Genomic DNA, 6179 nt, shown 5'->3' with positions numbered 1-6179 from the left:
AAAAGCTACATGATCTATTACAATCATTATCGAGGTCAATGGAACTTAAACAAGCTGCCGCCTGCGCGATACAGACAGCAGCTTGAAGCAGCCTAACCTTTTTTAATTTGTGCTGTACAAGGGGTACATTTTAGAACACTTCTCTGAAGATAAGTCCCTTATATCATAGATTAAGCCATATAGAATGTTAGAAATTGCACTGTCATTCGGTTGGATTACAGTTTAACGATCTGACCTGTTTTCTCGGATTCGAATGCTGCCAAGATCACTTGCAGGGAACGCAAACCCTCTTCCCCGGAAATCGCTGGAGGTGTTTTGGTTACAATCGACTCTACAAATGCGTCAATTACACCACTCGGTACTTGTTTCTCGTTGGTAGCCATGGCACCAACTTTGTACGTCTCAACTGTGCCATTGGTCAGCTCAACGATAACTTCATCGCCTTCCACTGTTCCGATCTTCATAACACCATTCTCGCACCACAGCACTGTACTGTTGTCTCCAGCTCTGTATTGTGTCCAGCTCGCTACGAGCGTTCCGATTGCTCCGCTCTTCATACGCAGCAAACAAGTTGCGTTATCGTCAACTTTAGTGCCTTCCTTGTGCAGTGTGCTGATGAAACCAGCTACTTCAGATACTTCATCATTCAGCAAATAACGGATGAAGTCTGATTTGTGCACGCCCAGGTCGCCCATAGCGCCCATAACAGCTTCTTCTTTACGGAAGAACCAGCTTTCAGCTCCGTCCACACTCCATCCTTCCGGACCCGGGTGACCAAATGATGTACGGAAATTCAGGACTTTACCGAGTTTGCCGGATTCGAGAATTTCTTTTGCTTTCACGTGAGGAGGCATCAGACGCTGGTTGTGTCCAACCATCAAATACACGCCATTTTTCTTGGCAGCTTTGATCATTTGCTCGCCTTCTTCAGTGGATACTGCCATTGGTTTCTCAACCAATACATGCTTGCCTGCATTTGCAGCAGCAATCGCCATTGGCGCATGCAGATAGTTTGGTGTACACACACTAACGGCATCCACCGTTTCGTTTGCAAGCAATTCTTCGTAACTGGAGTACGCTTTACCACCGTAAGTCTCGGCCATCTTCTCCGCACGCTCCACAATCGGATCAGCAAAAGCGACAAGTTCTACGTTCTCATTGGCAGCGTACTCTGGAATATGTCTGCGCTCGGCAATGGCTCCACAGCCGAATACAGCAACTTTAATTTTACTCATGTACATAAGTCTCCTTTGACAAATAGATTAGCATTTTTCATGGTTCGATGGTCCATTAGAATTGATTCAGGTAGTTTTCTTTCAACCAGTTGTAGCTGTTGGATACGCTCTCAAGCGGAGGGTTCTGACATACGTCTTGTTCCACGATCAGCCATTCCACGCCTGCATTCGTAGCGCCTTCAATAACAGCTGGCAAGTCAACCGAACCTTGTCCCAATTCCAGTGTTTTCATCTGGCCCTGTTCGTCTTTGCTGAAGTCCTTCAGATGAAGCAGCGGCAAGCGACCCGCATATTGTTTAATATACTCGATCGGATTTTGTCCCGCAAATTGTACCCAACATACGTCCATTTCCACTTTTACCGCTTCCGGTGATGTTTGAGCGAACATGGCATCAAAGGCATTGGCATCGCCAACCTGGCCATGGAATTCAAAGTCATGGTTATGGTAACCGAAGATCAATCCTTGTTTCGCTGCTTCAGCTCCATATTGTTGTAACTCAGCGAATAGCTTGGTCCAACCTTCTGCATTCTCAGGACGATCTTCTGGCATCAGGTAAGGGCAAATGATATATTGTGCACCAATTGTTTTCAAGTAATCGATTTGTTTTTGCAAGTCTTCGCGCATCGCATGTAGTGAAACGTGGCTGCTGAATCCTTTCAGTCCAAGTTCATCTAGTAGCGCTTTCATTTCCTCAGCTGGAATATCACCATATCCGGCAAACTCCACACCTTCATATCCAAGGGCCGCTACCTTACGCAACGTACCACGAAAATCTGCTGCAGTTTCATCACGGAGTGTAAACAATTGCAAACCAATATTAAGTTTTTTCATGTAGGATACACCTCTGTTCTCAAATTTGCTTTCATTGCTCTATCTGGTATCATCCTAACGCAAAACAGGCTAGAATGAACATATACAATATAGTCAGAACATGAACTATCTGGTCAAATTTTATTTCCATCATTTTGCATCTATTGAATGTACCCATTTGAATGCATGCAGGATGTACATATTGGGGGATTTTATCTTTGGATACGTTAGAGACATCTGTATTGATCTGTGACTACTCATACCACTATAAAGCGTTCACTCATAATATGAAGGGCGAGCTGCAAACCTATCTGTTCCGTCTGCAGACTGAAGGCTCGTGCAAAGTGTATGTACAGGATAAAGAATTCAGGATGACTAGCGGGGATTTGCTGCTCTTAAAGCCTGGTGACGACTATCATCTCGTGGTCGATGAACCACATAAGGAAGGACGCTTGTCCAGCGGAGATTATTATCTGTTCTGCGAGGGCAGCTGGATCGAGAACTGGTGGAAAAGGCAGCATCGATCTACCGTGAGCCGAATTGGACTTGATGATAAACTCATCAGCCTGTGGAGAAATATGTTACTGGAGAAACGTCGCGGGCCTCTTGAGGAAAATGCGGAGCTAAAGGATGCCTTACTTCGCGGATTATGTCTGTATATCGACCGGGCAATTAAAGAGAATATTCAGACCGATCGGGCAGTTTCCTCTGCGTTGAAGTTAAAGCGTTTTATTGAGGAACATGCCACGGTTACGTTCAAGCTTGAGGAAGCGGCACGTTATGCAGGGCTCAGTCTGTCACGTGCAGTCCGTTTATTCAAGGAGCACTACAATCAGACCATGATTCAATATGCGATTGAAATCCGTCTGAATGCGGCATTGGAACGAATGAAATACAGTGAAATGACACTGGAGCATATTGCCGAATCCTGCGGTTTTGCAAGTTACTCCTATTTCCACCGGGTATTCCGGGCGCATTTCGGTGTGTCTCCGGCGGAGTATCTCAAATCCAGACAGCATGAGCCTATCGATGATCTGGAGCATGTATGAGGATTCTATTTAAGATACTCTCACACTCCAGGAAACGATAGATACAAATAACACCTTGGTCAATACACGCATATCGTGTCTGTCCAAGGTGTTATTTATATTTAAAGAATGCCTATTGGTTCGCTATCCACAAATAACGTTTGAGCGTCCAATCATGGCTTGCAGATTAAGGCTCGCATCAGCGATTATCACCTTTGTTACGGAAATAGTTTTGAAGGAATTCTTTTGCCCGCTCCGATTTAGGGTGATTGAATACCTCATCCGGAGTCCCTTCTTCAACAATTTTCCCTTTATCCAAAAAGAGCACCTTATTCGCTACTTCGTATACAAAACTCATCTCGTGTGAAACAAGGAGCATCGTTTGACCCGTAGCCGCTGTTCTTTTGATGGTTTGCAGTACCTCACCCACGAGTTCGGGATCGAGAGCAGAGGTTGGCTCGTCAAGCAACAACAGTTTAGGTTTCATGGCAAGAGCACGAGCGATACCGACACGTTGCTGTTGGCCTCCAGATAAGTGCTTCGGATAATAATGACTCCGTTCGGAAAGCCCTACTTGTTCCAACTGCTCTTTGGCAAGTTGCGTAGCTTCACGATCATTCATTTTTTTGACGACCTTCAAGCCTTCTTTGACATTATCCAGCGCAGTTCGATGTTGAAATAGATTGAAGTGCTGAAAAACCATCGCCGTTTGCTTCCGAAGCTCCAGCCGCTGTTTATTAGTGATCGTACTAAAATCAATTTTGAATCCTTCGAGATCCAGCGTACCTCGCTCCGCTGTTTCCAGACAGTTCAACGCACGCAAAAAGGTGGACTTGCCCGCGCCTGACGAACCGATTAGAGCCACGACATCTCCCTTTTCAATCTCAACTGAAAGATCGTCAAGGATTAAATTGCTGTGAAAGGACTTGGACAAATGGTTTACCTTAATCATCAGATGCCCCTCCTTCCCCAATTAAACCAACCGCCTCCGCTGATCGTTTGTTGAACCGGGTCTGGAATCGAGAATCTCTTCTCCAGATATCGAAGAATTTGTTCAATGATAATCGTCATGACCCAATAGATAATGGCAAGAGCGAGATAGACTTCAAAAAATCTAAACGTGCTTCCGGCAATAATTTTCCCTTGTGCTGTCATTTCAATAACTCCGGCAACAAACGCCAAGGACGTTCCCTTTAACAAACCAATCAATGCATTTCCAAGCGGTGGAATCGCAACGACAAGTGCTTCAGGAACGATGACTCTTCTCAAAACCTGAAGATAGGTCATACCCAGCGATTCAGCAGCCTCAATCTGCCCTTTATTCACCGATTGGAGGGCAGCACGAATCGTTTCCGAATTGTAGGCTGCTTCATTAAACGCAAAAGTAACCAAAACAAAAAGCATAGCAGGCACAGCATTAATGTTGTAGTCTGTCCCGTACTGTTGATTAATGAATTTTAATAACAACGGAATCCCGTTATAGGTCAGGTACAACTGTACAATAATTGGTGTTCCCCGTATAAACGAGATAAAGACAGTGACCAACTGACTCAGGACAGGGACTTTTTTCATGCGAATAATCGCAAATAACAAAGCAAAAACAAGACCAACGATCATTGAAATAGCAGTGATTTGCAGACTCACAGGAAGAACCTCTAACAGACGAGGAATGGCTGAGAATACCGCGTTGATATCAAAAATCTCTCCCATGGTTGTACATTCCTTCCACGTTCAATTTCAAAAAAAAGCAAGAGCGGAATTACTTCCACTCTTTAACGGTTATACGTTCGCCTTGGCGTACAATTTCGGTATTATATCTGTCCTTACTCACTGTATTCAGCCTATCAAGCAAAGACGCTGTAGCCTCTTCCGATGCGAGCACAGGCAACCCCCGCTTCGTCACGGTTGAATGAGTCAGCTGGAGATCAATCGGGATCAATTCATAATCAAACCGCTGCTGCTCCACATCCAGATCAAATGAGATTACAAAGTTCTCCGAGAACTTCCGATCACTGTAGAAGCCCTGCCAGTTTCCTTCACTGTCTTTCGTTCTGTTTTTGTGCAGGGTCGATGGCGATTCATTTTCGTCATAACCATAAGCGGTGAACATCTCGGGAGAAATGATGGATTCTCCGGCCTCAAATTCCATGAGCAAACTGCCTATGTTGTAGAAAATCGGCTGTCCCTGGTAAAGTTCTACACCTCTTGTGAAGTGGGCACCATGCCCGAATACACAATGAGCTCCTGCATCCACAGCTCCACGAGCAAAACTTTCGATAAATGCAGCAGGATAATCGGAATACCAGTCTTCATTTTCTCCCTCATGCGTATGCAGGTTGACAAAAACAAAATCACTGCGCTCTTTAGCATCACGAATGGTCTCAAAGATGTCCTGTTGATCCTGTTCATGCGCTGTCGTTTTGACACGAGGGTTCTCGCCTTTTTCAAAGGTCAGATACCCTTCAAACAACGATCCGAACTCATAATGATTCTCGGACTTGCTCTTAAACGTCTCAATCCGTTTGCCTACTTCCATGCTGGCGGCGATACCGATTCGTTCACTGATGCCCTTCAGAGCCTCAAAGTCCTGATCGTTAACCACGTACGTGCGTGACCACCGCAGCGGATTCAGACCTGGACGTGCAGGAACGCCATTCCCCGGATTGGATGCGGCAAAAACCTCGCTTCGTGTCACACCTATCGTAATAATCGCAATCCGTCCATCTGCTGTATCCATAAAAACCGGCTTGCGTGCATCATGCAGACTCATGCCTACCCCAAGAGGAATCAGCCCGCGCTGCTCCGCTTCCTCAAGTGTGTCCGTAAGTCCTTCTATTCCATAGTCACCGGTATGGTTGTTGGCAAAGCCGACATAACGAATGTTCAAACGTCCGAATTCATCCAGTGTATTGGGACGTACACTCGTCTGATAACCCCGGCCTGCCGCCGGAGCTGTATGTTTTCGCGGCGTGACAAATTCCGCATTGGTAAAGACCTCATCTGCTCCCTTCAACAGAGACAACAGATTCGGGTCCATGGTTTTATCTACATTACGACTGGAAAATAACGCATCCCCTGTAACGATAAATTTCATACAATCACCCT

Annotated in this window: 6 protein-coding genes; 1 reads left to right on the top strand and 5 read right to left on the bottom strand. The window is 45.5% G+C overall.

The genetic code is table 11. The annotated features are described in order from the left end of the window. Positions 1–215: 215 nt before the first annotated feature. Both QVE09_RS31085 and QVE09_RS31080 read right to left on the bottom strand, forming a co-directional pair. Positions 216–1235 carry a Gfo/Idh/MocA family protein gene (locus tag QVE09_RS31085; RefSeq protein WP_315939871.1) on the bottom strand — a complete coding sequence of 340 codons (1020 nt, stop codon included), beginning with the start codon at positions 1233–1235 and terminating at the stop codon, positions 216–218. A gap of 55 nt (positions 1236–1290) precedes the next feature. Next, positions 1291–2067 carry a sugar phosphate isomerase/epimerase family protein gene (locus QVE09_RS31080; RefSeq protein WP_047841639.1) on the bottom strand — a complete coding sequence of 259 codons (777 nt, stop codon included), beginning with the start codon at positions 2065–2067 and terminating at the stop codon, positions 1291–1293. A 197-nt stretch (positions 2068–2264) separates the two neighbouring features. Here QVE09_RS31080 and QVE09_RS31075 point away from each other — a divergent pair, with 197 nt between their 5' ends. After that, the gene (locus tag QVE09_RS31075; RefSeq protein ID WP_315939870.1) at positions 2265–3095 is read left to right on the top strand and encodes a helix-turn-helix domain-containing protein; all 831 of its coding nucleotides are present in this window, start codon (positions 2265–2267) and stop codon (positions 3093–3095) included. A 178-nt stretch (positions 3096–3273) separates the two neighbouring features. On the opposite strand, the gene QVE09_RS31070 is transcribed toward QVE09_RS31075, so the two are convergent. From QVE09_RS31070 to QVE09_RS31060, 3 genes are read right to left on the bottom strand one after another with little or no spacing between them, the layout of a single operon-like run. Further along, on the bottom strand, positions 3274–4026 hold the full coding sequence (locus QVE09_RS31070) for an amino acid ABC transporter ATP-binding protein (protein WP_315939869.1): 753 nt from the start codon (positions 4024–4026) through the stop codon (positions 3274–3276). Continuing rightward, positions 4026–4784, bottom strand: coding sequence for an amino acid ABC transporter permease (locus QVE09_RS31065; RefSeq protein WP_315939868.1), 759 nt, complete (start codon positions 4782–4784; stop codon positions 4026–4028). The genes QVE09_RS31070 and QVE09_RS31065 overlap by 1 nt, the downstream gene beginning before the upstream one ends. A gap of 49 nt (positions 4785–4833) precedes the next feature. Next, a complete protein-coding gene (locus tag QVE09_RS31060) occupies positions 4834–6168 on the bottom strand; it encodes a CapA family protein (RefSeq protein ID WP_315939867.1) in 1335 nt (444 codons plus the stop codon). Between the last annotated feature and the right edge of the window lie 11 nt (positions 6169–6179).

It is taken from the genome of Paenibacillus sp. ClWae2A (assembly GCF_032452295.1).
Lineage (GTDB): Bacteria > Bacillota > Bacilli > Paenibacillales > Paenibacillaceae > Paenibacillus.
Note: the sequence above shows the minus strand (reverse complement) of the source record. Positions and strands in the feature narration are given on the sequence as shown.

What these genes read in the sequence shown, in the direction of transcription:
- QVE09_RS31085 (WP_315939871.1), bottom strand. Translation starts at nt 1,235, where the DNA reads ATGAGTAAAATTAAAGTTGCTGTATTCGGCTGTGGAGCCATTGCCGAG.
- QVE09_RS31080 (WP_047841639.1), bottom strand. Translation starts at nt 2,067, where the DNA reads ATGAAAAAACTTAATATTGGTTTGCAATTGTTTACACTCCGTGATGAA.
- QVE09_RS31070 (WP_315939869.1), bottom strand. Translation starts at nt 4,026, where the DNA reads ATGATTAAGGTAAACCATTTGTCCAAGTCCTTTCACAGCAATTTAATC.
- QVE09_RS31065 (WP_315939868.1), bottom strand. Translation starts at nt 4,784, where the DNA reads ATGGGAGAGATTTTTGATATCAACGCGGTATTCTCAGCCATTCCTCGT.
- QVE09_RS31060 (WP_315939867.1), bottom strand. Translation starts at nt 6,168, where the DNA reads ATGAAATTTATCGTTACAGGGGATGCGTTATTTTCCAGTCGTAATGTA.